The organism is Streptomyces olivoverticillatus, assembly GCF_014203555.1.
GTDB lineage: Bacteria > Actinomycetota > Actinomycetes > Streptomycetales > Streptomycetaceae > Streptomyces > Streptomyces olivoverticillatus.
This window is the reverse complement of record NZ_JACHJH010000001.1, coordinates 1,091,997-1,115,929: the sequence shown is the minus strand read 5'-3', so window position 1 is coordinate 1,115,929 and position 23,933 is coordinate 1,091,997. Positions and strand designations below refer to the sequence as shown.

Below are 23,933 nucleotides of genomic sequence, written 5' to 3'. Positions count from 1 at the left end.
GGGATCACTTCAACTTTCGTGCGTGGCGGGCGGTCAGCGACCGGCCTTGGGGGCCTTCCAGCGGGCGATGCCGCGGGCCACCAGGTTCAGGATCATGACGAAGGCGATCAGGACGAGGGCCGCGCCCCAGGCACGGTCGTAGCTCGCCGCGTTTCCGGCCGCCCACTGTTCGTAGATGTAGTACGGCAGCGAGGACTGCGCTCCGTCGAAGGGGTCGTTGTTGATCACCTGGGAGCCGAAGACCAGCAGGACGACCGGGGCGGACTCGCCGGCGATGCGGGCGACCGAGAGCATCACGCCGGTGGCGATGCCGCCGATGGCGGTGGGCAGGACGACCTTGAGGATCGTCCGCCACTTCGGCACGCCCAGGGCCAGCGAGGCCTCGCGCAGCTCGTTCGGGACGAGCTTGAGCATCTCCTCCGTGGAGCGGACCACGACCGGCATCATCAGGATCGACAGGGCCATCGCCCCGGCGAAGCCGGAGTAGCCGAAGTCGAGCATCAGGATCCAGAAGCTGAGGATGAACAGACCGGCGACGATCGAGGGGATGCCCGTCATCACGTCGACGAAGAAGGTGACGGCCTTGGCGAGCCGGCCGCGCCCGTACTCCACCAGGTAGACCGCGGTCAGCAGGCCGATCGGGGCCGCGATGGCGGTGGCGATGCCGACCTGCTCCAGGGTGCCGATGATGGCGTGGTAGACGCCGCCGCCGGGCTGGATGGTGAGCACGCCGGCCATCGAGTGGGAGAGGAAGGTGCCGTCGAGCACCTTGCTGCCGCGGGACACCGTCTCCCAGACCAGGGAGACCAGCGGAACGACGGCGAGCAGGAAGCAGACCCAGACCAGGCTGGTGGCCAGCCGGTCCTTGGCCTGGCGGCGGCCCTCGACGCGGGCGGCGAGGGCGTACATCCCGACGACGAACAGCAGGCCGGCTATCAGCCCCCACTGGATGTGGCTGCTCAGCCCGGCGCCGACGCCGATGCCGATGCCGACGGCGGCCGCGGCGGCCGCGAGGGCGGCCGGGGTCCAGCGCGGCAGGCGGGGCTGGCGCAGGGTGTAGCCGGGGCCGGGGGCGTCGCCCGCGGGCAGCGGCCGGTCCATGGTCACTCCGCTCATGCCGTGTACTCCTTGCGGCGCGCGATGATCATCCGGGCGGCGCCGTTGACCAGCAGGGTCAGGACGAACAGGACGAGGCCGGAGGCGATCAGGGCGTCCTTGCCGATCTCGCCGGACTCCTTGAAGCTGCTCGCGATGTTCTGGGCGAACGTCCCGCCGCCGGGGTCGAGCAGGCTCTTGCCGATCTCGAAGCTGGGGGAGAGGACGGTGGCCACGGCCATCGTCTCGCCGAGCGCGCGGCCGAGGCCGAGCATGGAGGCGCTGATGATGCCGGACCGGCCGAAGGGGAGGACGGACATCCGGATGACTTCCCAGCGGGTGGCGCCGAGCGCCAGCGCGGCTTCCTCGTGCATCTTCGGGGCCTGCAGGAAGACCTCGCGGCTGACGCTGGTGACGATCGGCAGGATCATGATCGCCAGCAGGATGCCGATGGTGAACAGGGAGCGGGCGGCGCCGTCGTGGTAGGCGAAGATGCCGGTCCAGCCGAGGTAGTCGTTGAGCCAGCCGTAGAGCCCGGTCAGGTGCGGCACCAGGAAGAGGGCGCCCCACAGGCCGTAGACGATGGACGGCACGGCGGCGAGCAGGTCGATCACGTACGACAGCGGGGCGGCCAGCTTGCGCGGCGCGTAGTGCGAGATGAACAGCGCGATGCCGATGGCCACCGGCACGGCGATGAGCATGGCGATCAGTGAGCTGACGATCGTGCCGAAGGCCAGCACCGCGATGCCGAACACCGGCGGGTTGGCGTTGGCGTTCCACTCGAAGGTGGTGAAGAAGTTGCCCTCGTTGTGGGAGAGGGCGCTCGCGGCGCGGACGGTGAGGAAGACCGCGATCGCGGCCATGATCACCAGGAGCAGGATGCCGGAGCCGCGGGAGAGCGCCAGGAAGATCCGGTCTCCGGCGCGGGCGGCGGCCTTCGACTGCTCGGCGGGGGCCGGCTGCGACCCGCCGGGCAAGGGCGGGGGTGTTGCTGCTGTGGCTGGGGTTATGTCCATGGATTTCTCCGGTCTGCGGGACCGGGCTGCTGGGCCCGGATCCCGGTGCGGCGGTGCACCGGACGGTGCGGGCGGCCCTCGCTGTGCGCAGCGGGGAGGCTTCGCGCGGCGGGTGCCGCCCGCACTCGGGTCGGCGGGAGGCCTTGGGCCTCCCGCCGGCCTGGGTCAGGAGATGGTGGCGACGGTCTCGCGGACCTTCTTGGCGATCTCGGCGGGCAGCGGGGCGTAGCCGAGGCCCTTGAGGACCGACTGGCCGTCCTCGCTCGCGATGTAGGTGAGGAAGGACTTGGTCGCCGGGAGAGTGTCGGCCTTGTTGCCCTGGTCGCCGACGATCTCGTAGGTCACCAGGGTGATCGGGTAGGCGCCCTCGGCCTTGGTGGTGTAGTTGAGCTTGAGGGCGAGGTCCTTGCCGGTGCCGGTGATCTTCGCCTCGGCGATGGCCTTGGAGGCGTTGTCACTGGTGGCCTCGACGGGCGCGGAGGCGCCGGTGTTGAGCTTCACCGTGTGGATGTTGTTGGCCGTGGCGTAGGACAGCTCGAAGTAGGAGATGGCGCCCTTGGTCTGGTTGACCTGCGAGGAGACGCCCGCGGAGCCGTCGGCCGACTGGCCGCCCTTGGCCTTCCAGGCCTTGGCGGGCTCGTACGGCCAGGACTTGTCGGCGGCGGCCTTGAGGTACTTGGTGAAGTTGTCGGTGGTGCCCGACTCGTCGGAGCGGTGGAACGGCTGGATCTTGAGGTCGGGGAGCTTGGCGTCCTTGTTGAGCTTGGCGATCGCCTCGTCGTTCCACTTCTCGATCTTGCCGTCGAAGATCTTGGCGAGGGTGTCGGCGTCCAGGACCAGGTTGTCCACGCCGGGCACGTTGTAGCCGATGGCGATCGGGCCGCCGACCATGGGCAGGTTGATGCCCTGGCCGCCCTTGACGACCTCCTTGGACTTGGCGACCTCTTCCGGCTTGAGCGCCGAGTCGGAGCCCGCGAAGGCGGTCTTGCCCTGGAGGAACTCCTGGATGCCCGCGCCCGAACCGGTGGGCTTGTAGTTGATCTGGATGTCCTTGCAGGCCGCCATGAAGTTCTTGACCCACAGGTCCATGGCGTTCTTCTGCGCGGACGAGCCCGAGGCCAGCAGCTGGCCCTTGCCGTCGCACTTGATGTTGCCCGCAGCCTTGGTGGAGTCGCCGCCGCTGCTGCTGCCGCTGTTGTTGTCGGAGCCGCACGCCGTGAGGACCAGGGCGCCGGTGACGGCGATGGCGCCGAGAGCGGCGGTGCGAAGCCGGTTGGTGCGCTGAAGCTTCACTTTCGGGTGTTCCTTCCGGGAGCCGCCGCTCGGGCGGCGTGCGAGAGGTGGGTGGAGCTCTGCCGTTCCACTCTGGGTCGGTCGGGGGCCACCTGGACGGTGTGCCCCGAACTCTCTACGGCCGAAATTAGGCAGAACAGGTGAAGCGGTCGATGGGGAAGAGTGAACGCAGGGTGAACCTCGGCCGTCAGGGTGGTGGCCCGGCGGAAGGGATGGTTCCGATCGCCGGGTCCGCTCATTTTCGATCGCTGGACCCTCTCGTTTCGCTCGAAGTGTGACGCAGGTCTCTGTCGGTTTGGCGATGGGCGTGACAGCATCCGGATCTCGCGTGTGACGGTGCGTTAGGTGCGGGGGCGGAGTCGCGGAGGTGTCCTGGTGGGGCGGTTCGGGCGGAATGGGCGGGGCGGGCTGAGCGGGACGAGGGCGGGCGGTGGGATCGGCGTACGGGCTCGTGGCCGGCTGGTCGTCGCGACCGCGGTGGTGTGTGCGGTGACGGGTGCGGTCGGCGTGCTGGGTGCGTCCGGTGTGGCATACGCGGACCCGGGGCCGGGCGGCTCGGGGAGCGTGAGTGACGGGCCGGGCGGGGGCGACTCGCCGAGCCTGGAGCAGGTGCACCAGCGGGTCGAGACCCTCTACCGCAAGGCCGAGGCCGCCACGGACGCGTACAACGCGGCCGGCGCGCAGCAGCATCTGCAAGAGAAGTCGATCACGGAGATCGCCAAGGCGGTGACCGCCGCCCAGGAGCGGATGGACCGGCTGCGGAACCAGGCGGGCGCCCTGGCCCGCGCGCAGTATCGTTCCGGCGGCCTGACCCCGCAGACCCAGCTCTTCTTCAGCGCCTCGCCAGACAACTTCCTCAAGGGCGTCCCCCTGCTCCGCAAGGGCGAGCAGGCCACCCGCGGCCTGCTGTCGCAGGTGGCGGCCACGCGCGCGGAGCTGGAGGGGTACGCCAAGGACGCGAGCGACCGCTGGAAGAAGCTGGACGACGAGCGGAAGAAGAAGGAGGCCGCCAAGAAGGAGGTCGAGGGGCAGCTGGAGGAGGCCCGGAAGCTCGAGTCCCGGCTGCAGGAGAAGGAGCAGGAGCGGCTGCGGCAGCTGGAGGAGGACCAGGCCCGCCAGGCGCAGCAGAAGTGGCTGGCCTCCGACGCCGCGAAGGGCCTGGCCGGGCTGGGCTCGGGCGCCGCGACCTCCGCCGAGGGCAAGCGGGCCGTCGACTTCGCCACCGCGCAGATCGGCAAGGACTACGTCTGGGGCGCCGAGGGTCCGGAGACCTACGACTGCTCGGGTCTGACGCTCAAGGCGTGGGCGGCGGCGGGCCGCGCGATCCCGCGCACCTCGCAGGAGCAGTGGCAGCAGCTGCCGAAGGTCGACGTGAAGGACATGCGCCCGGGGGACCTGGTGATCTACTTCTCGGACGCCAGCCATGTGGGGATGTACGTCGGCGACGGCCGGATCGTGCACGCGCCCCGGCCCGGCCGCCAGGTGACGCTCACGGGGGCCGGCACGATGCCGATCCTCGGGGTGGTGCGGCCGGGGTAGCCGTTCCGTTCCGGTTTCGTAGTCGTCCGGCTGCGCAGCGTGGGTCCAGCGGCCCGGGGTGGTGCACGGAGCGTAGGCGTGCTCGTACGAGGAGCTTCGTACTACGTGACGTTCGTCATCCGTTTGCTTCGTGCACTGCCCGCTTTCGTGCGTCAAATGCCCACGTGGCGGCGGCATATGACAGAGGCGGGTGGCTTCGTACCATTCCGTTGGGCCGGGCTCTGCCGCTAGGGTCACGTTCGGTGCCTGCCCCTCGGCAGCGTGCCGTGCCCCTCGGGGGGTGGGGGCGCCCCCAGCGGTAGCTGGGGGAGGAAGGAAAACGACGTGATGCCCGTACCCGCACCGAGGCCGGCGGAGTCGTCCGCCGCGCCGTCCGACGGCGGGCTGACGCTGCTGGTGATCGAGGACGACCCCGGAGGCGCGCTCTCCGGTCCGGAAATGGCCGAGATGACCTGCGCGGCGGGCAAGCCCGTACGCATCCGCACCGCCCGCAACCTCACGGAGGCGGCGCGACTGCTCACCGACGACGTGCACTGCATCCTGCTGGACCTGGCCCTGCCTCCCATGGAAACCGGGGCTGTCGGCGGCTGCGGTGTGGCGCGTGAGGCGAGCGTGGTCGTACCCACCCGTGAGCCGCTGGACGAGCTGGACACCCTGCGGCAGGTGCTGCGCCTCGCCCCGCACCAGGCTGTGCTCGCCCTGACCGCCGAGGCGGACGCCGAGCGGGCGGCGGAGGCGGTCCGGGTCGGCGCGCAGGACTACCTCTTCCGCGACGAGCTCGACGGCCGGGTGCTCAATCGCGCCATCCGCTATGCGGTGGAGCGCAAGCGGGCGGACTCTGCGCAGCGGCAGCTCACCGAGACGCGGCTGCGGGCCCAGGAGAACGCCCGGCTGGAGCGCGGGCTGCTGCCCAACCCGCTGCTGGCGGGGTCGGAGCTCAAGTTCGCCGCGCGCTACCGGCCGGGCCGCAGCCGTGCGTTGCTCGGCGGGGACTTCTACGACACGGTGCGCACGCCGGACGGCACGGTGCACGCGATGATCGGCGACGTCTGCGGCCACGGCCCGGACGAGGCGGCGCTCGGCGTCGAACTGAGGATCGCCTGGCGGGCCTTGACGCTGGCGGGGCTGTGCGGCGACGAGCTGCTGTCGACGCTTCAGCAGGTGCTGGAGCACGAGCGCGCGGACGAGGAGATCTTCGCGACGCTGTGCACGGTCGACATATCGCCCGACGGGGACCGGGCGGGCATGTGCCTGGCCGGGCACCCGGCCCCGCTGCTCCTGCGCCCGGGGCAGGCCCCCGGCCTGCTGCCGCAGGAGGGCGGCGGCCCGGCGCTGGGGCTGCTCCCGGGTGCGCGCTGGCCGCTGCACCAGGTCGAACTCGGGGACGTCTGGAGTCTGATGATGTACACGGACGGCCTGATCGAGGGCAGGGTCGGCGCGGGGACGCGGCGGCTGGGCCAGGAGGGCATGATCGAATTGATTGCCCGTCAGGTGAAGGAAGGGCTGGCCGGCGAGGAACTGCTAGAGGCGGCCGTGACGGAGGTGCGGGCGCTCAACGGCGGTGAGCTGACGGACGACTTGGCGGTGCTGCTGCTCGATCGTGGCGCTTTTGCGGTGCCTTTTGATCGGTAGCGGGGGCGGTGGCGGCGGTGGGTGCTGTGGTGTCCGTCGTCGTACGACGGCTTAGCGCCCGCCGTTGTAGGGCCCGTACGGTCCGTCCGAGCTGGAGCCGCCGCGGCGGCGTCGCGGGCCACCGCGGCCGGCGGCCTGCCGGACGGCAGGGCGGACGTCCACCATGTAGACGATCGTGGCGATGAGGCCGAGGATCGGCAGGAAGTTCAGGATGCCGAAGAAGAAGTTCACGACGGCCGCGATGCCGAGGATGATCAGCCAGAAGCCCTTGGACTGTTTGTCGGCTGCCCGGTAGGCGTCCTCGCGGCGCACGGCGGCGTCGGCGAACGCCACGACCGTGAAGACGAGCAGGCCGATCGAGACCCAGTACAGGACTTCGCCGAAGCCTTCCACCAGCATGCCGTCCACCTCTTGTCGTCCGTACGATCCACCGTACTCGTAACCGGGAACGATCGGGGCACGCCCGGCGTGCCCCGATCGCTTGCGCTGTCCGCGGTTACTGCTCCGCGCCGTCCTTGGCCTCGGGCTTCTTGGCGGCGGGCTTGCGGGCGGCGGCGGTGCGCCGGGCGGCGGCGGGCTTGGCGTCGTCGCCGGTGGCGCCGGCGTCGTCCTGCGCCTGCTGCTCGGCGGCGGCCGGCTCGGTGGCCGGCTCGACGGCGACGGCGATCTCGTTGAGCTCCTCGGCAGCCTCGCCGCGCCAGTTCTGCACGGCTGTGCGGCCGCGCTCGGCCAGCTTGTCGAACGTCTCGCCGGCCTTCGCCGCGACGGTCACGGCCTGCCCGACGCCCTGCAGCGCGATCTCCTGGGCGGTCTGACCCAGCTTCTTCACGTCGGTGTCGAGCGTGCCGACGAAGGCGGTGACCTTGGTGGTGACCGTGGCCTGGGTCTCCTTGGCCCGCTGGGTCACCTTCTCACCGAGGGCCTTGGGGTCGGTGTTGCGCAGCTGCTCGAAGCGGCTGGGGGCCTCGGCGACCAGATGCCCGATCTTCTCTGCGGTGATGTCGGCGACGCCGGCCGCGGCGAAGGCGGTGTCGGTGGCCGCCTTGCGGATGTCTTGGGTGGTGGCCATGCGATGGTCTCCCGGATCGGCTCGAAGATGTGTGGGTCGTGCGTCGTGTCGTCGCGCCCGGCCGGACCAGCTGTCACCGGCTAGCCGGACTTGTCCGTCTCACTCGTCTCACCCGTATCGGCAGCCTCGTCCGCCGCGAGCCCGTTCTCCTTGCGGAAGGACTCGTAGACCTGGAGCAGCACCTGCTTCTGCCGCTCGTTGATCGAGGGGTCGGCGAGGATCGCACCACGGACCCCCGCGGCCTCGGGCTCGCGCTCGTCGAGGATCCCGGCCTGTACGTACAGGGTCTCGGCGGAGATCCGCAGCGCCTTGGCCAGCTGCTGCAGAATCTCCGCGCTCGGCTTGCGCAAGCCGCGCTCGATCTGGCTGAGGTACGGGTTGGACACGCCCGCAGCATCGGCGAGCTGCCGCAAGGTCAGCTGCGCATTGCGCCGCTGCTCGCGCAGGTATTCGCCGAGATTGCCGACGTTGAGCGATGCCATGCTTCGATGCTGCCGCACCTTGCTAACTTTTGCAAGCGGATGCTTGCAAAAGTGTTGGTCGGGGCGCTGTGACTGAGCGTTTCGGCTGGCCGGTGAGCGTTGTACTTGGCCGGTTGAACGCGCCAGGCGGGCCCGGCGCGCAACCCGGCTGTCCTTGGCCGGCGAAGTCGGTCGCCTGCCCCGCGCCAGCCTGTGTGAACCGGGCCGGTCGGCAGAGATCCCCCCTGATCTCGACGGGTTTGGAACGCCGAGAGGCTCAGGGGCTCGCCGTTCCCGTACCCGGACAGCCTGACCGGCCCGTATTGACCGATGGGCGTCCACTGCGCCGTCTCGTGAGCCGTCCGGGCGTTACGGCTGCAAGGATGGCGGGAGCGGCTATTCCAGCAACCGTTGCCTGATCAGCTCCATCACTTCCGCGCGGCTGCGCTTGCCGTTGTCGGCGGCGTAGAGATGGTTGCCGATGCGCACCGAGACGGCGATCAGGCAGCGGACCTCGACCTCGTCCTCGTCGGGGCAGAAGGAGGAGAACAGGGAACGCAGGTAGTCCACACGGCGGTTGTCGACGCGGCGCAGGCGCTCGGCGACGGCCGCGTCGCGGCGGGCCCAGTCGCGGATCGCTATGTCGGCGGTGGTGCCTCGCACCGGCCCGTCGGCAGCGGCGGCAACGATGTCGAACAGGCGCTCCAGTCTGGCCCTGGCATCTCCCCCGCCGCTCTCAACCTGCTCGATCACGCTCTCGGTGACCTCGCACTCCCAGGTATCGAGCATTTCGGCGAGCAGCGCGTCCCGGTTGCGGAAGTACCCGTAGAAGCCCCCCTTGCTGACGCCGAGTGCCTGCGCCAGCGCCTCGATCCGGACCGCTTCGGGGCCACCTGCGACGAGAGCCCGCAAGCCTTCCTCGATCCACTTGCCCCGTGGCGTGCGAGTCGCACCCATGATGTATGCCTCCTCACATCCCCTCCGAGTATACGGGGGCGTATGGATGGTTCTATGCTCGATATATACGCCACCGTATAGACAGGGGCCCGCTCATGAGACTTCCCCGAACCGCCCATACCGACCGCCCCTGGCGGATCCACGAGATCGCCGGCGACTTCACAGTCGAGGACGTGTGGGCACTGCCCACTCCCGGCGGCCCCGACGACCTTGTATGGCTGGTTCGCCAGACCGCCGAAGGAATCAGTGGCGGTGTGAACGGAGAAGGTCCCGTCTCCCGCGCGCTCTTCGCCGTCCGCTGGAAGCTCGGAGCACTGCTCGGCTGGGACAAGCCCGACACCGGCACCGGCACCGGCACCCGGCTGCCCTCCCTGCGCGACCGGTTGCCGGCGGACCTTGGCGAGGGCCCCCAGGGCCCCGACCTCGGATCGTCCCCCTTCACTTCCCTCTATCAGACAGACGACGAGTGGGCCGCCGAGATGGGCAATAAGACCGTGCACGCGGTGATGCACATCGGCTGGGTCCCGGACGGGGCCGGCGGCTACCGCGGCCAGATGGCCGTCCTGGTGAAGCCGAACGGACTGTTCGGAACCCTCTACATGGCTGCCATCAAACCCTTCCGGTACCTCGGGGTGTACCCGGCCCTGATGCGCTCCATCGGCCGCGAGTGGCAGGCGAACGCCGCCAGACGGAGCGCGCGCTGACGGAATCCCATACCGTGCCGACGCCCGGACGCGACACCGTCACATGATCCGTCGCGGCTGCCCTTGAAAGCAGCGATGACCTGTGTCAACGGCGGCCCGCAAAGCCGGGCGGAACCCTCACGCTCAACTGGCCAACTGAGACACTCAGTCACAGGCGCGGTCACCCGTGTGTGGATGAGCAAGATTGTCCGTTCTCAGGGAGAGCGAGCGAGTCCCACTCGTTCTGACCGGGAACTGAACGGTTCCCGGCAAATCTGATCAGGCTAGGGGCTCGGGCGGGCCGTTGACTGTTCTACGAGAAATGGGCCCGCAGCATCCCGAGCGTCGGTTCGCGGGACGGCAGTGCAGCTGCGGCACTGAGCAGGGTCGTGCGAGCTTCTTGCACGAGGCGCTCGAGCGAGACGGCGGCGAGCGAAGGGGTGCTGTACGCCATGAGGCGGAGAGCGTCTACGTGTGTCCGGTCCTGCTCTTTGAGCTGCGACAGCGGTATGGCAGCGAAGAGTTCGTGGCGGGGGCAGCCGCATAAGTTCCAGATGCCGATGCTTGCTTCGCCGTGACTGTGCCTGCTGAGGCCGTGGAGAACGTGCGGCCGGCCGGGGTGCCGGACGGGACAGGGCAGCGGTCACCCCTGGGAGAGTCGGAGCTGCTCCCAGCTGGAGTTGGCTTCGTGCAGGATTTCCTGGCACCGGTCGTGATAGCCCTGCACGGCTGCCGGCGATATCGCATCGGCGCTGTCGGTCCGGGACAGCTTGTCGAAGCGGATCTGGGCGCGCAGGGTGTAGAGCTTGTTCAACGCGGCCTGGTTGATGACCCATGCCTGCCGGCTTCCGAACCATCCCGTCCATGCGGAGGCGACGGTCGTCAGCCCTGCGCTGGCCAGTGCTGCTGCCGAGAGCCACGCCTGCGGATAGATCTGCCCCAGACCGATGAGGAACGTGGTCAGCGCCCCCAGCGCTGCCGCGCTGACCGTCTGAGCGAGCGATCTGCGCTGGTAGAACGTGCGGGAAGAGGAAAAGGACCTTATGTGGTGGGCCACCTGTTCCTCGACGTAGGCGAGCGCGGCTGTCGCATTCGTGGACGAACGGCCGCTGTCCGACTCATCTGCGCCACTCACGGAAGCCCCCCCCCGGTCATGGCGGCATCGTGGCATCTGCGCGCCATCGCTGTCCGATGAACTGGCCAACTGCAACCTGCCCTCCGCGCCTCAAGGCATCGTCTCCGTGGCGTAGCCTCCGCAGCGTGATTTCCGAGTATGCGGAGCGTGCATCCCGGCTGCCGGGTGCGGTCGTGTGGACGCGGGGAGCCGTCGGGTGTCCAGGCGGCGGCGAAGGCGGCGGCGAAGCGGTGTCCGTGCTGCCCGACGGCTGTATGGACCTGCTGTGGACCGAGGGCCGGCTTCTCGTCGCCGGGCCCGACACCCGCGCGTACCGCCCCGGCCCCGCAGCGCAAGGCCCGTGGGCGGGCATCCGCTTCTTCCCCGGCACCGCCCCGGCCCTGCTCGGGGTGCCCGCGCACGAGCTGCGGGACCGGCGCGTGGATCTCGCCGACCTCTGGCCCGGTGCCGAGGTGCGCCGCCTCGGGGAACACATCGACGCGGCGCCCGACCCGGCCGTCGCCCTCGAGGACCTGGCGCTGCGTCTGGCGGCTGATGCCGACCCCCTCGACCCGCTTCTGCGGACGGTCGTGGCATCCCTGGCAGGCGGCTGCTCGGTCGCGGCGACCGCCGAATCGGTGGGTCTCGGCGCGCGACAGCTCCACCGCCGTTCCCTGACGGCTTTCGGCTACGGCCCCAAGACCCTGGCCCGGGTCCTCCGACTGCAACGCGCCCTGGCCCTGGTCCGCGCCGGCGTTCCTTTCGCCGAGACGGCCGCCCTTGCGGGCTTCGCGGACCAGGCTCACCTGGCCCGCGATGTGAGGGAGTTGGCGGGAGAGGCGCTGACGGGCCTGGTGGGGCGGTAGCTCACTGAGCGGCGTTGGCCAACGGTGCGAACAGGTCGACGCCGTTGCCGTCCGGGTCGTGCACCGTGGCGTAGCGCTGGCCCCAGAAGGCGTCCCACGGCTTGAGCTCACCGTGGTATCCGGCGGTCACCAGGGTCTCGTACACCGCGTCGACGTGCTCGGGGCCCGTGCACCTGAACGCCAGCCCCACCCGGCCACCGCCCGTCGGCGGCCGCCACGACGGGTAGAAGGAGCGGACGGTGGCCTCGGTGTCGAGGGCGAGCCGAAGCCCGCCCGGCAGTGCGGCCTCGACGTGTGGCTGGTCCTCGGAGCCTTCGGGGAACTCGATCCCCAGGCGCCGGTAGAAGGCGAGCGACGCGGCCAGATCGGAGACGACGAGACCGATGAAGCCGAGTTGGGGTGCTGGTGCGGTGTTCATGACCGGCAGTGTAGGGAGGGGGCGGGTGCCGGGTCTTGAAGGAAACGGACACCCGCGCTCTGGCTCCCGCGATGACTCAGTGCGGCCTTGTGCCGATGATGACCGTTGCGCCCAGGTCGTCGCAGGTCGCCAGGTGTACGGTCAGGCCGCCGTGGGTGAATGCCTCCGCCGTGTGGGGTGCCTGGCGTTCGCTCGTTTCCATGAGCAAGTGGCCGCCCGGGGCCAGCCATTGTGCGGCCGCCGATGTCACGCGGCGCTGGACGTCCAGGCCGTCCGTGCCGCCGTCGAGGGCTGCTCGCGGTTCGTGGTCGCGGGCCTCCGGGGGGAGGAGGCCGATGTGCTCCGAGGGGACGTACGGGGCGTTGGCCAGCAGGATGTCGACGCAGCCGCGCAGGGACGGCGGCAGTGGCGCGTAGAGGTCGCCCTCGTAGACGCGGCCTGCGGCAGACGTGACGTTGCGCCGGGCGCACCGGACCGCCGCCGGGTCGATGTCGGCGGCGTGCAGCTCGATGCCGCCCAGGGCCGCGGCCAGCGCCGCGCCCAGTGCGCCCGAGCCGCAGCACAGGTCGACGACGACGGGGCGGGGGCGGGCGGCCAGGGCCGTGGCCTGGGCCACGAGGAACTCGGTGCGGGGACGGGGTACGAACACCCCGGCGTCCACCTCTATTCGCAGGCCGCAGAACTCCGCCCAGCCGACGACGTGTTCGAGCGGCAGGCCCGCGATCCGGCGCTCGACCATGTCGGCGAGGGCGGACGGTGTGGGGGCCGCGGAGAGGAGCAGGCGCGCCTCGTCCTCGGCGAAGACGCAGCCGGCGGAGCGGAGCCTGGTGACGATCGAGGGTTCGGAGAGGTCCGAGAGAGATGCAGAAGAATGTGCGGAGAGAAGCGACGGGATCGACATGAGAGCCTTCCGGGTTACCGAAGGGTGCTCTCGTGGTCACCTATGCCCGAGGGACCGTTCTGCCGCGAGGGGAGAGCACCCAGCCTGATACAGCGGTAATGGGTCTCACCTCCTTGGTCGTTCACTACGTGCGAGCGAACACTACCGGACTTTCCCCGACGTGGTGTGATGGTCGGGTGAGCCGTGCCGTGGAAGAGTCCAACCGCCGGATGCTGCGTGCCCGGGACGCGATGGACCGGGACTACGCGCAACCGCTGGACGTGCCCGCCCTGGCGCGGATCGCGCACGTGTCCGAGGCCCACTTCACGCGCGTCTTCCGTGCCACGTTCGGCGAGACGCCGCACCGCTACCTGCAGCGCCGTCGCGTCGAGCGGGCTATGTTCCTGCTGCGCGAGAGCGAGCGCAGTGTGACGGACATCTGTATGGAGGTCGGCTTCGGCAGTCTGGGCACGTTCAGCAGGACGTTCCGGGAGATCGTCGGGAAGTCGCCCCGGGAGTACCGCAAGAGCGCCGTGGCGGCGGGCGTGCCGACCTGTTTCGCGATGGCGTGGATGCGGCCCAGCGGCTGAGCGAGGCGGGCGAGGTGAGCGAGTTCAGCGAGTCAGCGGGACTTGAGCAGTTTCGGAGAAGTTTTCGCCGCTGCGCGCGCCATAGCCTGAGGGCATGTTCAACGCCATCACGCACTCGCAGATATACGTCCTCGACCAGGACGAGGCCCTCGACTTCTACGTCGGCAAGCTCGGCCTGGAGGTCAACACCGACGCCGATCTGGGCTTCATGCGGTGGCTGACCGTCAACGTGCCCGGTGAGCCGGGCCGCCAGATCCTGCTGGAGAAGCCCGGCGCCCCGGCGATGTCCGAGGAGACGGCACAGCAGGTCCGCGAGCTGGTGACCAAGGGCGCCATGGGCGGCTGGGTCATCTTCACCACGGAGGACTGCCGCAAGACGTACGAGACGCTGCTGGCCAAGGGCGTCGAATTCACCGAGGAGCCGACGGAGCGCCCGTACGGGGTCGACTGCGGGCTTCGCGACCCGTTCGGCAACCGCATCCGCTTTACTCAGCCGAAGGGCTGACCCACCGACAAGGGGACTCGCACATGACCGCTGGGCGAGCGGCTGCGGGTGTGACCCCCGTCCGCTGACGGGCCGCGTACCCCGCCTCGAACGCCTCGGCGAACCTCGCGTCCCCCAACACTCGCTTCGCCCCAGCGGTGATGCGGTCCACGTCGCCCCGCTCCGGCGGCGGCAGCGGTACGCCCACCGAGGCGCGGGCCGCCGCCGCGGTGCCCAGGAGGCGGGCCGCCCGCTCGGCGTCCCCCGCGAGGAGCTCGGCTCCGGCCAGGCCCTCCAGCGGGAGGGCGACCGCGCGCGGGTCGCCCAGGGGGCGGGCCGCGGCGAGGGCGTCCAGGTGGTGGGCGCGAGCCGTTTCCGCGTCGCCGCGCAGCTCGGCGGTGAAGCCCAGCTCGGCCAGGACCAGTGCGTTGCCCGCTTCCGTGGACACCTCGGCGTACCAGGCGCGTATGCGGTGCAGCACGGCTTCGGCCGTGTCCAGGTCGCCCTCGCGGCGGGCGCCGAGGGCCAGGCCCAGCTCGGCGTGGATCTCGCCGAACTTGTAGCCCTGCTCGGCCGCCAGCTTGCGGGCCCGCTCGTGCAGGGCGCGGGCGCGGGAGGTGTCGCCGGTGAGCAGGGCGATGCGGCCCTGGCGGGAGAGGAGGGCGGACAGCTCCGTGGCGAGGCCCAGGGCTTCCGCCATGGCGGTGCCGTCGCGCAACAGCTCCTCGGCGCGGTCGTACTCGCCGTACGCCTCGGCGAGGGAAGCCAGCGGAGCGACGCTCTGCAGCTGCCCCCAGCTGTCGCCCAGCTCCCGGAACAGGGCGATGCTGCGCGTCCCGTCCCTGCTGATGGCCGTCAGGTCGCCGCGGATCAGGGCGTGCATCGCGCGCAGGCCGTGCACGGCGGCGATGCCCCAGCGGTCGCCGCCCGCCCGGAAGCCTTCGAGCGCCCGGCCGTTGAGAAGCTCGCTGGCGGCCAGGTGGCCGGTGTTGAACAGGGCGTACGCGCGGATCCAGCGGGCCCGGTCCGACTCCGGGCCCGGCTGCCGGCCCGGGGCGCCGGCGTCCGTGCGCTCGCCCGTGAGCAGGACGAAGCTGTCCCGCAGCGACCGGACTTCGACAGCCTCGGCGCCCAGCCCCAGCGCCGCCTCCGCAGCGCGGCGCCCCTCGCCGAACCGCCCGCGCAGCAGCCAGTAGCAGGACAGCGCGGACACCAGCCGCGACGCCTCCTGCGCCGCCCCGTAGCGCACGGCCGCATCCAGCGCTGCCCGCAGATTGCCGGTGTCGGCATCCAGCAGCGACAGCCAGCGCTGCTGCCCGTGGCCCTGCAGGCCGGGCTGCGCACGTTCAGCGAAGGCCGTGTAGTGCCGCAGATGGCGCATCCGGACCGCATCCGCTTCACCGCCTTCCGCCTCACCGCCCTCCGCCTCCCGCAGGCGCTCCGCGGCGTATGCGGCGACCGATTCCAGCAGCCGGTAGCGCGGGCCGTGCGGGCCGTCGGCCATGACGACGAGCGAGCGGTCCACCAGGCGCGCCAGGACCCCCAGCACCTCATCCCGCGCGACCGCGCCCTCCCCGCACACCGCCTCCGCCGCCCCCAGCGTGCAGCCGTCGGTGTGGACGGCGAGGCGGCGCAGCACCACGCGCTCGGCCTCGGTGAGCAGCTCCCAGCTCCAGTCGATCACCGCGCGGAGGGTCTGCTGGCGCGGCGGTGCTCCTCTGCGGTGCCCGGCGAGGACGCGGAAGCGGTCGTCCAGCCGGGCCGCCAGCTCGTGCACGCCCAGCGCGCGCACGCGCGTGGCGGCCAGCTCCAGGGCGAGGGGGAGGCCGTCCAGCCGTCGGCAGACGTCCTCGACGGCCGCCCTGTTGGAGGCGTCCAGGACGAAGCCGGGGGAGGCGGCCGCCGCCCGCGCCGCGAACAGCCGCACCGCCTCCTCCGTGGGCAGCGGCTCGACGGCGTGGAGCGTCTCGCCCGGCAGGCCCAGCGGCTCCTGGCTGGTGGCCAGCACCCGCATCCCCGGGGCAGTGCGCAGCAGCCGGCCGACGAGCTCGGCGACCGGCTCGACGGCGTGCTCGCAGTTGTCCAGGACCAGCAGGGCCTCGCGGTCGCGGAGGGATTCCGGCAGCCGTTCGTCGGGCACGCCCAGCACGCCCGCGACGATCTCGGTGACGCTCCCGCCCGCGCTTCCCGCGACTCCCTGCCCGGCGAGCTCGGCGAACCACACCCCGTCGGGCCGCTCGCAGCGGCCCGCGGCCTCGATCGCGAGGGCGGTCTTGCCGACCCCGCCCGGCCCGGTGAGCGTCACCAGGCGGTGCGCCGCCAGCAGCTCGCCGACGGCCTTCACCGCCTGCTGCCTGCCGACCAGTTCGGTGAGCGGCGCGGGGAGGTGCGCGGTGCGGGCCGGGGCGGGCGCGGCGGGGGCGGCCAGCTCCGGGGCCTGGGTGAGGATCGCCCGGTGGAGGGCGGCCAGCTCCGGGCCCGGGTCCAGGCCCAGCTCCTCAGCCAGCTTCTCGCGCAGCTCGGCATAGGAGGCGAGGGCCTCGCTCTGCCGCCCCGCGCGGTACAGGGCGCGCAGCTGGGCGGCGCGCAGCCGCTCGCGCAGCGGGTGCCGGGCCACGAGCGCGGTGAGCTCCGCGGCGAGCGGGTCGTGCTCGCCGAGCTCCAGGCGGGCTTCGGCCTGCTCCTCCAGCGCGCCCAGCCGCAGCTCTTCCAGGTGCAGTGCGGCCGTGTGCACCAACTCCCCGCCGTTGGAGGCGTCGAAGCCGTCGAAGGCCGGGCCGCGCCAGAGTCCGAGCGCCTCGGTGAGCAGGGCGGTGCGCTCGCGGGGGCCGTGGGCGGCGCGGGCGCGGGCCACCAGGGTGCGGAAGCGGTCGGCATCCACCTCGCCGTCGGCCACGCGCAGCCGGTAGCCGGGCGGCTGATGGACGACGCGGTCGCGGCCGATGGCCCGGCGCAGCTGGGAGACCTTGGCCTGGAGGGCGCCCGCGGGCTTGCCGGGCGGACGGCCGGCCCACAGCTCCTCCACGAGCCGGTCGGCGGACACCGGGCGGCCCGCATGCGCGACGAGGTGGGCCAGCAGCGCCCGGACCTTCGCCTCGGGCACTCTGACCTGCTCCCCCGCCTCGCCCCACACCATCAGTGGACCGAGCACTCCGAACCGCATGCGAACGACCGTAACCCACCGCACTGACAATGCCGTCGACGGACCGTCAGCGCATCCGAAGCGGATCGTCAGCGCCCCTTGGCACGGTGTGGTCATGACCAACAACGCACAGAAGAACGCGCAGAAGTACGCAGGCAAGAAGGCCGTCGTCACCGGCGGCACCATCGGCATGGGCCTGGCCATCGTCAAGCGTCTCGTCGAGGGCGGCGCCGAGGTGCTGCTGACGGGCCGCAACGAGAAGAACCTCCAGGCCGCCCGGGACGAACTCGGCCCCGCCGTGCACGTCGTACGCTCCGACACCGCCAGCCTCTCCGACATCGCCGCGCTGGGCGCGACCGTCGAGGAGACCCTCGGTCACGTGGACTACCTCTTCGTCAACGCCGGCGTCTCGGAGCTCGGGCCGGTGGCGGAGGTGACCGAGGAGGCCTACGACTGGCAGTTCTCGGTGAATACCAAGGGGGCCTTCTTCACCGTGCAGCGGCTGATCCCGCTGCTGCGCGAGGGCGGGGCGATCGTCTTCACGACCTCGGTGTCCGACGAGATGGGCTACCCGGGGATGGCGGTGTACTCCGGCTCGAAGGCCGCGCTCTGGTCGTTCGCCCAGACGCTGGCGTCCGAACTGGTCGGCCGCGGCATCCGCGTCAACGCGGTCAGCCCCGGCTTCATCGACACCCCGACCATGGGCGTGGTGGGGCTCTCGCCGCAGGATCAGGCGGAGCTCCGGGCCATCGGTGACGCCACCACCCCCATGAAGCGGCACGGTTCCACCGACGAGGTGGCCCGGGCGGCCCTGTTCCTCGCGGCCGACGCCACGTTCACCACGGGCGTCAAGCTGCCGGTCGACGGTGGTCTGGCCCAGCACGTGGCCGTGCCGCAGGAGTGAGGTCCCGGCTGGACACCCCCGTGGCCCAGCCGGGGAGCTCAGGCACCGTACGGGCGTGCCGCGCGGGCCTCGCGCAGGGAGAGGGCCCACCAGGTGAGCTGGTCGAGCATCTTCTTCGCGGCGCCCGCGGCGGCCTGCCCGTCCTCCTCGTCCCGGTGCTTGCCCGAGGCGTCCAGCTTGCCCCAGGGGCTGTGGAAGCTGACCGTCTCGCGGATGGTGACGGCGTGCAGTTCGGCGAAGACCGGGCGCAGGTGCTCCACCGCGCGCAGGCCGCCGGAGAGCCCGCCGTAGGAGACGAAGGCCACCGGCTTGGCCTGCCACTGGACGTAGTGCCAGTCGATGAGGTTCTTCAGGGCGGCCGGGTAACTGTGGTTGTACTCGGGGGTGATGACGACGAAGGCGTCCGCCTCCGCCAGCCGCGGGGTGACGGCGGCGAGGGCGGCGGCGTCCTCGGGCCCGGGGTCGCTGCTGAGGTTGACGGGCAGCGGGTGCTCGGCCAGGTCGATCACGTCGACGTCGATGTCGGGGCGCTGCGCGGTCTGCTCGGCCAGCCAGTTGGCGACGGCCGGTCCGAAGCGGCCCTCGCGGGTGGAGGCGACGACGACGGCGAGGCGGTACGGGTTCTCGGACACGGGTTTCCTCGGATTCTGCTCGGGAGCCGAAGGGGTGTGGAAGAAGCCTCCGACCTCAAGCGGACTTGAGGTCAAGCCGTGGCCGGAATCCGATGTCAGAACACGTCCGGGCACCAGGGCCGTCGTCCGGTGCGCAGCAGCACGTCGGCGAGGAGCGCGGCGCCCGGCCGGCCCTCGGTGACGCGGCCCAGCGCGGCGAGCCGGACCGCCGTCTCGTCGCCCAGATAGAGCGAGGCCAGGTCGCCCGCGTCCAGGGAGAGTTCGGCCGGGCGCGTGGTGGGCGTGCAGCTCGCGCCGTCCGGCCCGGCGTCCAGCAGGTAGCGCCCGGCGGCGTATCCGGCGGGGTCGGTGACGTCCAGGACGAGGGTGCCGGGGCAGGCGTACGTACGCGCCGAGAGCATGGCCGGTACGTCGAGCGGGCGCAGCCACAGGTAGTCGGCGTGGGTGGTGACGCGGGCGGCGCGGGGGTCGGGCAGCAGGTGCGGCAGGAGGTCGTCCGGGGCGCGGAAGCCGGTCTTCACCCTGGTGATCCAGTCGACGGACAACAGGTAGTGCCACAGGGCCCGTTCGGCGGTGGGGGTGACGGCTATGAGGTCGCGGACGGTGGCGGTGTTCTGCGGGCGCTTGGCTTCCCACCGGTCGTCGGCGGTGTAGGTCAGCAGCCCTTCGACGGTGCCGTCCGGCGCCCGGTAGACGGCGTGGAACGGCTCCGTCCACGGCGGGCTGCCGGGCCGGACGAGCGCGCCCGTGGCGTATTCCCACCAGCGCTCGGTGCGGTCGATGACGCCGTGCCGGACGGCCCGCAGCCGCTCGTGCAGGTCCGGGCACAGCTCGCGGACGGTGTCGCCGTCGACGAGGTCCACGCGGCCGCCGTCGGCCGGGCCCGCGTGGCGCGGGTCGAGCCCGGCGCGGGCCACGTCCACCTCCCACTCGGTGACCGAGGTGACCGGGCCGAAGCCGTAGCGGCCGTAGATCGGGTACTCGGCGGCGATCAGCGTCGCGACGGCGTCGCCGCGCTCCTTGGCGGCCCGCAGGTCGCGGTCCATCATGCGGCCGAGCAGCCCGCGGCGGCGGTGGGTGGGGGAGACGGTGACGTTGGAGACGGCGTTGGCGGTGAGCGAGGCGCCGCCGGGCACGCTCAGGCGTTGCGTGAAGCTGCGGAAGGTGGCCACGCAGCGCCCTCCGTCGTAGGCGCCCTGCGTCCGGTCGAAGTCCATGGACGAACGCCGGAGTTCGACCTCCTCCTTCGTCACGGCGGGCGGCCGGAGGAAGCCGGTGCGCACGGCGCGCATCCAGTCGGGGAGGTCGGGCTCCGTGATCGTGCGCACTTCGAGGTTCATGGCGCCTCACGCTAGGCGGCGCCCCGCGCGCGACGCATCCGGATTTCCCGACGGCTGCGGGCTGCGCAGGTCCCCGCGCCCCTCACAGGGCTAGAAGGCGACGCGGATCTCGCCCACCCGCTGGCCGCCGCCGAGCAGCGGCTGGTCGCCGATGCGGGCGACGACCGGGGAGTCGACGCCCAGCAGCTGGAGCGAGCGCGCCAGCACCGGGCCCGTGGCCCGGCCCGCCCCGTCGTCGATCTTGAAGGCGAGGGCGCGGCCGTCCGGCAGGGCCACGGCTTGGACGGCCTCGGCGCCCATCTTCGCCAGGATGCCGGGGATCTCGCGCATCAGCCAGGTGTCGGGGCGGCGGGAGCCCGCCACGTACTCGGGGTGGGCGCGCATCGCGTCCGCGACCCGGCGCTCCGGGGTGCCCGGCTCGGCCAGCACGAAGGAGCGGAAGGCCCGCGCGAGGCCGGTGAGGGAGAGCGCCATCAGGGGGGCGCCGCAGCCGTCGGTGCCCACGTGGGCGACGCGCTCGCCGCTCGTCTCCTCCACGACCTCCAGCACGAGCCGCTGCAGGGGGTGCTCGGGGGCCAGGTAGGTCTCCAGCGGCCAGCCGTTGGCCGCGCAGGCGGCGATCATGGCGGCGTGCTTGCCGGAGCAGTTCATGGTGACGCGGTCGCGGACCTGTCCGGAGGCCAGGTAGGCCTCGGCCTCGACCGGGTCGTAGGGCAGGTCCGGCGGGGTCTGCAGGTCCCACTCCAGGATGTCGAACTCGGCGAGCATCTTGCGCACCAGCTCGAGGTGGAACTCCTCGCCGGAGTGGCTCGCCGCGGCGAGCGCCAGCCGCTCGCCCGAGAGCTCCAGGCCGGCGCGGAGCACCGCGGCCGCCTGCATGGGCTTGTTCGCGGAGCGCGGGTAGACGGGGGCCGTCACGTCGCCGATCGCCAGCTCCACGCTGCCGTCGGGCGCCAGCATCACCAGCGAGCCCCGGTGGTGGCCCTCGACGAAGCCGGAACGGACGATCTCGGCGAGGACCGGGGGTATGGCCGCGGATATGCCGCCGCCGGCCACGGGGATCGCGGGCGTGGCAGGGGTCGTGGAGGTCATCGTCGGCCTTCCGGGGTCGTGCGGTCGACCGCCCCGGATGGTGCCCTACAGCGTCACGAGAGGAGGTCGTCTACTTGCGCTTCTCCTTCACGGTACCTGCGTGCGATCTCGGCACTGCAATCGTCGGCCGTCGACTGCATCCGCCGGCGGCGGACGGAGACCTGGCGCTCGTAGGCCTCCAGGCGGCCCAGGCCCGCGTGCAGCTCGCCGTCGGTACGGGCGCCCAGGTCCGACAGCTCGACCTCGCCGAGCATGTCCTCGGCCAGGCGGCGGTACTCCTCGCTGTGCGGGGGCCGCAGCGTCACGTGGCGGGCGGAGGATCGCTGGGCGGACGGCCCGTCCGCGAGGATCTCCGACAGCCGCTCGACCAGCAGCCGCTCGACCGCCGGGGAGCCCGGCCTGGCGCGGCGGGCCAGCTCGGCCCGGAGGATGTCGATGCGGCCCTGCAGCAGCCGCCGTACGTAGCTGAGGTCGGCCTCTTCCCGCTGGGACTCCCGGCGCAGCGTCCGCACCTCCGGCAGGCGCAGCTCGCACAGCCGCCGCCCGGGGACGTCCGCGAGGCGGCCGGAGCGCTGGCTCGGCGGTCTGGCGTGCACACCGTCCACTGCCGTGAGCTCCGATGCCGTCGCGGTTGCCGTTGCCATGAGGTCCGTTGCCTTGAGCACAGGGTCGTGCTCGGTGGGTGTCGTCATGCGCTTCCGTCCCCTCGGGTGGCGGTGAAAGCACCGCCTGGACGCATCGTGCCACTGGGCGGGGGCCGGGCGCAGGGTGTCTCCACCCGAACGGCCCTGAAGGAGCGCAGGGCATCATGGTCGGCATGCGTGCTGTGGTGCAGAGGGTGGACGGGGCGAGCGTCGCCGTGGACGGCCGGGTGGTCGGCGAGATCATCGGCGAGGGTCTGTGCGTGCTGGTCGGCGTGACGCACACGGACACGCCCGAGCAGGCGGGGCAGCTGGCCCGCAAGCTGTGGTCCCTGCGGGTGCTGGAGGAGGAGAAGTCCTGCTCCGACGTGGGGGCGCCGCTGCTCGTGATCTCGCAGTTCACGCTTTACGGTGACGCGCGCAAGGGCAGGCGGCCCACCTGGAACGCCGCCGCGCCGGGTGCCGTGGCCGAGCCCCTCGTCGACGAGGTCGTGGCCCGGCTCCGGGCGCTGGGAGCGCGGGTGGAGACCGGGCGGTTCGGGGCCGACATGAAGGTGTCGCTGACCAACAACGGGCCGTTCACGGTGCTGGTCGAGGTGTGAGGGCCGGGGCCCAGGGCCCCGGCCTGCGCGCTTACGGCTCGACTACGACTTCCTGCGAGGCCGCCGTGCCCTCGCCCACCAGCAAGGGCGCGTCCAGCGGAACGTTCCGCTTCACCAGGGCCAGGGCGATCGGGCCCAGCTCGTGGTGGCGGGCCGAGGTCGTCACGAAGCCCAGCTGGCGGCCCTCGGGGCCGTCGGAGGCGAGCCGCACGGCCGCCCCGTGGGCGGGCAGGTGGACCTCGCTGCCGTCCAGGTGGAGGAAGACCAGGCGCCGCGGCGGCTTCCCCAGGTTATGGACGCGGGCGACCGTCTCCTGGCCGCGGTAGCACCCCTTCTGGAGGTGGACGGCCACGCCGATCAGGCCCAGCTCGTGCGGGATGGTGCGGTGGTCGGTCTCCAGGCCCAGGCGCGGGCGGTGCGCCTCCACGCGCAGGGCCTCGTACGCCAGGACGCCCGCCGCCGGGCCGTGCTCCGCGGCGAACGCCGACAGCTGCCCGCGCGGCAGGAACAGATCGCGGCCGTACGCGGTCTCGCGCGCCACCACGCCGTCGGGGACCTCGGCGATCGAGCCGGCCGGCAGGTGGACGACCGCGAAGTCGTCCGTGCGGTCGGCGACCTCCACCTTGTAGAAGAACTTCATGCTCTCCAGGTAGGCGAACAGATCGCCCTGGGTGCCGGGCTCGGCGTGGATCCAGGTCGTCTCCCCGTCGTCGACCAGGTAGAGCGCGTGCTCGATGTGGCCGTGCGGGGAGAGGATCAGCGCCTCGGTCGCCTGGCCGGGCGGGAGATCGCTGACGTGCTGGGTGACGAGCAGGTGCAGCCAGCTCAGCCGCTCGGGGCCGGTGACGGTCAGGACGCCCCGGTGCGAGAGGTCCACGAAACCGGAGCCGCCGGCGAGCGCGCGCTGCTCGCGGAACAGATCGCCGTAGTGCGCGGCGACGCCTTCGTCCGGACCCTCGGCGGGGACGGCGCCGGGCAGCGACAGCAGAGGGCTCTTCGATTGACGCAGCATGGCCCCAGCCTACGGCGCCCCGGACGGCGCCTTCGAGGAGCACTTGGCGCACTGTCCGAAGATCGCGAAGTGCTTGAGGTCCGTCTCGAAGCCGAACTCCGCACGGAGCTTGGCGGTGAAGTCCGCGGCGACCGACAGGTCGGCCTCGATCACCTCCGTGCAGTCCCGGCAGACCAGGTGTATGTGGTGGTGCCGGTCGGCGAGGTGGTAAGTGGGGGCGCCGTGCCCGAGATGGGCGTGACTGACCAGGCCCAGCTCCTCCAGCAGCTCCAGCGTCCGGTAGACGGTCGAGATGTTCACCCCGCCCGCGGTCTTGCGGACCTCGGTGAGGATGTCGTCCGGTGTCGCGTGCTCGAGACGGTCCACCGCCTCCAGGACGAGCTGGCGCTGCGGGGTCAGCCGGTAGCCGCGTCTACGGAGGTCGCTCTGCCAGTCGGTGTCCACCACGCTCCCAGTCTAGGCAGCCTCACT

General features: G+C 71.7%; 25 protein-coding genes. 8 read left to right on the top strand and 17 right to left on the bottom strand.

Features of this window, described 5'->3' with window-relative positions:
- Positions 1-33: 33 nt before the first annotated feature.
- The 3 genes from pstA to pstS form a co-directional block, all read right to left on the bottom strand.
- Complete coding sequence (gene pstA / locus FHS39_RS05230; RefSeq protein ID WP_184346530.1) at positions 34-1,116, bottom strand: phosphate ABC transporter permease PstA; 1,083 nt, start codon at positions 1,114-1,116, stop codon at positions 34-36.
- Positions 1,113-2,111: a phosphate ABC transporter permease subunit PstC gene (gene pstC, locus FHS39_RS05225; RefSeq protein WP_184346529.1), complete on the bottom strand. Its 999-nt coding sequence runs from the start codon at positions 2,109-2,111 to the stop codon at positions 1,113-1,115. The genes pstA and pstC overlap by 4 nt, the downstream gene beginning before the upstream one ends.
- A gap of 165 nt (positions 2,112-2,276) precedes the next feature.
- A complete protein-coding gene (pstS, locus tag FHS39_RS05220; RefSeq protein WP_184346528.1) occupies positions 2,277-3,404 on the bottom strand; it encodes a phosphate ABC transporter substrate-binding protein PstS in 1,128 nt (375 codons plus the stop codon).
- A gap of 375 nt (positions 3,405-3,779) precedes the next feature.
- Here pstS and FHS39_RS05215 point away from each other — a divergent pair, with 375 nt between their 5' ends.
- Together FHS39_RS05215 and FHS39_RS05210 are read left to right on the top strand one after the other, a co-directional pair.
- Entirely contained in the window at positions 3,780-4,943 is a 1,164-nt protein-coding gene (locus FHS39_RS05215) for a C40 family peptidase (protein WP_343069359.1), read from the top strand.
- A gap of 327 nt (positions 4,944-5,270) precedes the next feature.
- Positions 5,271-6,575 (top strand): PP2C family protein-serine/threonine phosphatase, encoded by a 1,305-nt coding sequence (locus tag FHS39_RS05210; protein WP_184346527.1) that lies wholly within the window; start codon positions 5,271-5,273, stop codon positions 6,573-6,575.
- Positions 6,576-6,626: 51 nt separating this feature from the next.
- Here FHS39_RS05210 and FHS39_RS05205 read toward each other — a convergent pair whose 3' ends face one another.
- The 4 genes from FHS39_RS05205 to FHS39_RS05190 form a co-directional block, all read right to left on the bottom strand.
- Positions 6,627-6,974: a DUF2516 family protein gene (locus FHS39_RS05205; RefSeq protein WP_184346526.1), complete on the bottom strand. Its 348-nt coding sequence runs from the start codon at positions 6,972-6,974 to the stop codon at positions 6,627-6,629.
- Positions 6,975-7,071: 97 nt separating this feature from the next.
- Positions 7,072-7,644, bottom strand: coding sequence for a hypothetical protein (locus FHS39_RS05200; RefSeq protein WP_184346525.1), 573 nt, complete (start codon positions 7,642-7,644; stop codon positions 7,072-7,074).
- An 80-nt stretch (positions 7,645-7,724) separates the two neighbouring features.
- Entirely contained in the window at positions 7,725-8,126 is a 402-nt protein-coding gene (locus tag FHS39_RS05195) for a helix-turn-helix domain-containing protein (RefSeq protein WP_184346524.1), read from the bottom strand.
- A gap of 375 nt (positions 8,127-8,501) precedes the next feature.
- On the bottom strand, positions 8,502-9,062 hold the full coding sequence (locus FHS39_RS05190; protein ID WP_184346523.1) for a TetR/AcrR family transcriptional regulator: 561 nt from the start codon (positions 9,060-9,062) through the stop codon (positions 8,502-8,504).
- Positions 9,063-9,157: 95 nt separating this feature from the next.
- On the opposite strand from FHS39_RS05190, the gene FHS39_RS05185 reads away from it, so the two are divergent.
- Entirely contained in the window at positions 9,158-9,766 is a 609-nt protein-coding gene (locus FHS39_RS05185; protein ID WP_184346522.1) for a DUF2867 domain-containing protein, read from the top strand.
- Between the two features lie 622 nt (positions 9,767-10,388).
- Here the strand turns inward: FHS39_RS05185 and FHS39_RS05180 are convergent.
- Positions 10,389-10,880 carry an SLATT domain-containing protein gene (locus FHS39_RS05180; protein WP_184346521.1) on the bottom strand — a complete coding sequence of 164 codons (492 nt, stop codon included), beginning with the start codon at positions 10,878-10,880 and terminating at the stop codon, positions 10,389-10,391.
- Between the two features lie 128 nt (positions 10,881-11,008).
- On the opposite strand from FHS39_RS05180, the gene FHS39_RS05175 reads away from it, so the two are divergent.
- Complete coding sequence (locus FHS39_RS05175) at positions 11,009-11,725, top strand: helix-turn-helix domain-containing protein (RefSeq protein WP_343069375.1); 717 nt, start codon at positions 11,009-11,011, stop codon at positions 11,723-11,725.
- Between the two features lies 1 nt (position 11,726).
- Here FHS39_RS05175 and FHS39_RS05170 read toward each other — a convergent pair whose 3' ends face one another.
- Both FHS39_RS05170 and FHS39_RS05165 read right to left on the bottom strand, forming a co-directional pair.
- Complete coding sequence (locus FHS39_RS05170; protein WP_184346519.1) at positions 11,727-12,143, bottom strand: VOC family protein; 417 nt, start codon at positions 12,141-12,143, stop codon at positions 11,727-11,729.
- A 76-nt stretch (positions 12,144-12,219) separates the two neighbouring features.
- Entirely contained in the window at positions 12,220-13,044 is an 825-nt protein-coding gene (locus FHS39_RS05165) for a putative protein N(5)-glutamine methyltransferase (RefSeq protein WP_184346518.1), read from the bottom strand.
- Positions 13,045-13,220: 176 nt separating this feature from the next.
- Here FHS39_RS05165 and FHS39_RS05160 point away from each other — a divergent pair, with 176 nt between their 5' ends.
- Positions 13,221-13,613 carry a helix-turn-helix domain-containing protein gene (locus FHS39_RS05160; protein ID WP_184346517.1) on the top strand — a complete coding sequence of 131 codons (393 nt, stop codon included), beginning with the start codon at positions 13,221-13,223 and terminating at the stop codon, positions 13,611-13,613.
- Positions 13,614-13,707: 94 nt separating this feature from the next.
- A complete protein-coding gene (locus tag FHS39_RS05155; protein ID WP_184346516.1) occupies positions 13,708-14,118 on the top strand; it encodes a VOC family protein in 411 nt (136 codons plus the stop codon).
- Here the strand turns inward: FHS39_RS05155 and FHS39_RS05150 are convergent.
- Positions 14,099-17,260, bottom strand: a complete 3,162-nt coding sequence (locus tag FHS39_RS05150; protein WP_184346515.1) for an ATP-binding protein — start codon at positions 17,258-17,260, stop codon at positions 14,099-14,101. The genes FHS39_RS05155 and FHS39_RS05150 overlap by 20 nt on opposite strands.
- Before the next feature lie 94 nt (positions 17,261-17,354).
- On the opposite strand from FHS39_RS05150, the gene FHS39_RS05145 reads away from it, so the two are divergent.
- Positions 17,355-18,143: an SDR family oxidoreductase gene (locus FHS39_RS05145; protein ID WP_184346514.1), complete on the top strand. Its 789-nt coding sequence runs from the start codon at positions 17,355-17,357 to the stop codon at positions 18,141-18,143.
- A gap of 38 nt (positions 18,144-18,181) precedes the next feature.
- Here the strand turns inward: FHS39_RS05145 and FHS39_RS05140 are convergent, their stop codons facing one another.
- The 4 genes from FHS39_RS05140 to FHS39_RS05125 form a co-directional block, all read right to left on the bottom strand.
- Positions 18,182-18,775, bottom strand: a complete 594-nt coding sequence (locus FHS39_RS05140; protein ID WP_184346513.1) for an NAD(P)H-dependent oxidoreductase — start codon at positions 18,773-18,775, stop codon at positions 18,182-18,184.
- Positions 18,776-18,870: 95 nt separating this feature from the next.
- The gene (locus FHS39_RS05135; protein WP_184346512.1) at positions 18,871-20,115 is read right to left on the bottom strand and encodes a GNAT family N-acetyltransferase; all 1,245 of its coding nucleotides are present in this window, start codon (positions 20,113-20,115) and stop codon (positions 18,871-18,873) included.
- Between the two features lie 90 nt (positions 20,116-20,205).
- Positions 20,206-21,207 (bottom strand): asparaginase, encoded by a 1,002-nt coding sequence (locus FHS39_RS05130; RefSeq protein ID WP_184346511.1) that lies wholly within the window; start codon positions 21,205-21,207, stop codon positions 20,206-20,208.
- A 53-nt stretch (positions 21,208-21,260) separates the two neighbouring features.
- Positions 21,261-21,851 carry an RsiG family protein gene (locus FHS39_RS05125; protein WP_184346780.1) on the bottom strand — a complete coding sequence of 197 codons (591 nt, stop codon included), beginning with the start codon at positions 21,849-21,851 and terminating at the stop codon, positions 21,261-21,263.
- A 173-nt stretch (positions 21,852-22,024) separates the two neighbouring features.
- On the opposite strand from FHS39_RS05125, the gene dtd reads away from it, so the two are divergent.
- Positions 22,025-22,450 carry a D-aminoacyl-tRNA deacylase gene (gene dtd / locus FHS39_RS05120; RefSeq protein WP_184346510.1) on the top strand — a complete coding sequence of 142 codons (426 nt, stop codon included), beginning with the start codon at positions 22,025-22,027 and terminating at the stop codon, positions 22,448-22,450.
- 31 nt (positions 22,451-22,481) lie between these two features.
- Here the strand turns inward: dtd and ygfZ are convergent, their stop codons facing one another.
- Both ygfZ and FHS39_RS05110 read right to left on the bottom strand, forming a co-directional pair.
- Positions 22,482-23,462, bottom strand: coding sequence for a CAF17-like 4Fe-4S cluster assembly/insertion protein YgfZ (gene ygfZ, locus FHS39_RS05115; RefSeq protein WP_184346509.1), 981 nt, complete (start codon positions 23,460-23,462; stop codon positions 22,482-22,484).
- A gap of 9 nt (positions 23,463-23,471) precedes the next feature.
- Entirely contained in the window at positions 23,472-23,909 is a 438-nt protein-coding gene (locus FHS39_RS05110; protein ID WP_184346508.1) for a transcriptional repressor, read from the bottom strand.
- Between the last annotated feature and the right edge of the window lie 24 nt (positions 23,910-23,933).

Bases quoted from the DNA above. Each gene is read 5' to 3' on its own strand.
- pstA (WP_184346530.1), bottom strand. From the start codon at position 1,116: ATGAGCGGAGTGACCATGGACCGGCCGCTGCCCGCGGGCGACGCCCCC.
- pstC (WP_184346529.1), bottom strand. From the start codon at position 2,111: ATGGACATAACCCCAGCCACAGCAGCAACACCCCCGCCCTTGCCCGGC.
- FHS39_RS05210 (WP_184346527.1), top strand. From the start codon at position 5,271: ATGCCCGTACCCGCACCGAGGCCGGCGGAGTCGTCCGCCGCGCCGTCC.
- FHS39_RS05205 (WP_184346526.1), bottom strand. From the start codon at position 6,974: ATGCTGGTGGAAGGCTTCGGCGAAGTCCTGTACTGGGTCTCGATCGGC.
- FHS39_RS05200 (WP_184346525.1), bottom strand. From the start codon at position 7,644: ATGGCCACCACCCAAGACATCCGCAAGGCGGCCACCGACACCGCCTTC.
- FHS39_RS05195 (WP_184346524.1), bottom strand. From the start codon at position 8,126: ATGGCATCGCTCAACGTCGGCAATCTCGGCGAATACCTGCGCGAGCAG.
- FHS39_RS05190 (WP_184346523.1), bottom strand. From the start codon at position 9,062: ATGGGTGCGACTCGCACGCCACGGGGCAAGTGGATCGAGGAAGGCTTG.
- FHS39_RS05185 (WP_184346522.1), top strand. From the start codon at position 9,158: ATGAGACTTCCCCGAACCGCCCATACCGACCGCCCCTGGCGGATCCAC.
- FHS39_RS05170 (WP_184346519.1), bottom strand. From the start codon at position 12,143: ATGAACACCGCACCAGCACCCCAACTCGGCTTCATCGGTCTCGTCGTC.
- FHS39_RS05165 (WP_184346518.1), bottom strand. From the start codon at position 13,044: ATGTCGATCCCGTCGCTTCTCTCCGCACATTCTTCTGCATCTCTCTCG.
- FHS39_RS05155 (WP_184346516.1), top strand. From the start codon at position 13,708: ATGTTCAACGCCATCACGCACTCGCAGATATACGTCCTCGACCAGGAC.
- FHS39_RS05150 (WP_184346515.1), bottom strand. From the start codon at position 17,260: ATGCGGTTCGGAGTGCTCGGTCCACTGATGGTGTGGGGCGAGGCGGGG.
- FHS39_RS05145 (WP_184346514.1), top strand. From the start codon at position 17,355: ATGACCAACAACGCACAGAAGAACGCGCAGAAGTACGCAGGCAAGAAG.
- FHS39_RS05135 (WP_184346512.1), bottom strand. From the start codon at position 20,115: ATGAACCTCGAAGTGCGCACGATCACGGAGCCCGACCTCCCCGACTGG.
- FHS39_RS05130 (WP_184346511.1), bottom strand. From the start codon at position 21,207: ATGACCTCCACGACCCCTGCCACGCCCGCGATCCCCGTGGCCGGCGGC.
- FHS39_RS05125 (WP_184346780.1), bottom strand. From the start codon at position 21,851: ATGGCAACGGCAACCGCGACGGCATCGGAGCTCACGGCAGTGGACGGT.
- dtd (WP_184346510.1), top strand. From the start codon at position 22,025: ATGCGTGCTGTGGTGCAGAGGGTGGACGGGGCGAGCGTCGCCGTGGAC.
- ygfZ (WP_184346509.1), bottom strand. From the start codon at position 23,462: ATGCTGCGTCAATCGAAGAGCCCTCTGCTGTCGCTGCCCGGCGCCGTC.